The following is a 2,120-nucleotide window of genomic DNA, read 5'->3' as shown; positions in this document are numbered from 1 at the left end:
AAGGAAGCTGATCTTTTTTGTCCGAACAGCGTTCGGATTAATTTTACAATCTACCAAGTAACTGAAATTTTTTCTCCTTTTTGGGTATCCAAAATGTCCGAATACCAGCAATTTCTTCTTTTTTAGGGTCTCCGATATCTCCGATTTATTCTTTTTCTGGAGGATAACTATTGAGCTGAATTTTCAGCCATACTCAATTTACTAAGCGCAATTTTGCGCAGACCTAATATCAGGTTAGGTTTAAAGGTATCGCCAAAAGTGGCGACACCCCCTTAAATGCTGTTATATTTTTCATTATCATATTTTACTAAGCTGAGTTTTCAGCTGAGCCAATTTTTAATTAATAGAATTTATCGTGTAAAAAAGAGGACGTGCGTTCAAACAATCATATTCGATCTAACCCCCGTTGATTATACAGGGGAATAGTGTGTAATCCCTAGTGTAGCAAGTGAACTCATTCATACAATGCGTATGTCAACATGCTAAATATCAATTGATATATAGACAAGGTAAAAGGGATGTCACTGTTAATAACATTCTTTGATAGTTCTGTTAATCTCATATTTTGAACATATGTGCCCCTTTAGAATCAATCAATATAATTAATCATGAGTACAATAATAAGCTCTCATATCTAAATTATTTAAGATATGGGAGCTTATTTGTTGTTCACATATTAATATCAATCAAACATATTCGACAAGATCGTATATATCTTGATATGTTTCAGCAAAATATAACAAAGCACGATTCTTATAGACAGCGTATTGAGAAGCTCCATAGTCCGTTAGCTTCATGGTAACCGTATTGTTTTGGTTCAATATATAAAGGTTCTTGAGGATAATCTTATATATACTTGGAGCGTTATTGATAACATCACACGTTGCCTGTACAAGTTCCTTAGCTCGTATGTTACTTATTACTTTGTCTTCTTGAGTATTATTATGTTGGTTGCTATCACTAGGTACCACATTGAGCCTAGATGATTGCAAACTAATTATATTATTAAGATTTGCCTTAGCTCTTAACCGTGGAAAATCTTTCTCAAAGTATTCTTTAACGTTAGCAATTGTTAGCTTTTCATTAATGCTTGAAAATATTCCCACAAATGTAGACCTCCATAAGTGATATAATTGATGTGAAAAAATATAGGTATGTCTACAGAAAGATCTACCCAATTTTGGGTGGATCTTTTATTTATACGAGTAACTCTCCATTACGATATGATTCACTGAATAGTAATAATCCGTCACTTAACCTACGAGCAACGGTTTTATTAGCTGTTATACTTCCGAACACTAGACCTGCAATATCAAGGTTAGTGTGTGTCTCCTTAGACATATATTTATAATAAATAACATCAATATATTCTTGAGGTAGATTATTTACAGCTCTGTCAATTTCTTCTAGTTCCATACTTGCATTAACCACTTGAACACTCTTATTTTCTTGAATGCTATTGGTGTTAGTATTTTTAGGCATTCCATTTAAAACAGGGGACTTAACACTTGTTAACGAACGTCCTGCAATCCTATTCAGAATACGGTACTGTTTCAATACTTTTCTAGCATTCTTCTTTGTTTGATCAATGTTAATATCTGGTAACGATTTCAATTTGATTATTCCTCGTGATATAATTGACTTGCTGTAACCAATTAATTGCTACTCACACTAAAGTGCAACACAAAAGTTAGACAAAATTGAATATTTTTAAGGCTCATTGTCAAATCGTATTGATGAATAGTTTTTGTATGAAAAGCATCCTCTCGCAGGATGCTTTTTCTTATGCACAAATGAGTCTTATTCTCTTAAGAAAATGTTCAAGACTTTTAAAACCATAACTGATATGTTTGAGCTTTTTTATCTTTCCGATAGTCCCTTCAAGGGGACCATTGGAGTAAGACATCGTACAACTATTTCTCACGTAATTTAAATTCTTCCGTAACGTTGAAATAGATGTATCCATAGCGGTGTTGTTCTTTTTATACCCGTAAATAGTTTCTTCGAGTAGTGCTATGTCATGTTCATGTATTGCCTTCTGAATACCTTGATAAACATCATAGGTATTTTTAAAAATCGGTAATCTATCAATGGCTATATCGATAACGTTTTGTGTCGTA

3 protein-coding genes are annotated in these 2,120 nt (G+C 32.9%); all 3 read right to left on the bottom strand.

Going from position 1 to position 2,120, the window contains the following annotated elements; all coding sequences use genetic code 11:
• Nucleotides 1-686 precede the first annotated feature (686 nt).
• Nucleotides 687-1,106 carry an ArpU family phage packaging/lysis transcriptional regulator gene (locus FC88_RS06975; protein ID WP_057814189.1) on the bottom strand — a complete coding sequence of 140 codons (420 nt, stop codon included), beginning with the start codon at nucleotides 1,104-1,106 and terminating at the stop codon, nucleotides 687-689.
• A gap of 91 nt (nucleotides 1,107-1,197) precedes the next feature.
• Nucleotides 1,198-1,614 (bottom strand): ArpU family phage packaging/lysis transcriptional regulator, encoded by a 417-nt coding sequence (locus FC88_RS06970; protein WP_057814188.1) that lies wholly within the window; start codon nucleotides 1,612-1,614, stop codon nucleotides 1,198-1,200.
• Nucleotides 1,615-1,783: 169 nt separating this feature from the next.
• Nucleotides 1,784-2,120 (bottom strand): transposase (locus tag FC88_RS06965; protein WP_162256540.1); only part of this gene is annotated, 337 nt, incomplete at its 5' end.

The sequence above is a fragment of the Companilactobacillus futsaii JCM 17355 genome, from assembly GCF_001435505.1.
In the GTDB taxonomy this organism is placed as follows: Bacteria; Bacillota; Bacilli; order Lactobacillales; family Lactobacillaceae; genus Companilactobacillus; species Companilactobacillus futsaii.
Note: the sequence above shows the minus strand (reverse complement) of the source record. Positions and strands in the feature narration are given on the sequence as shown.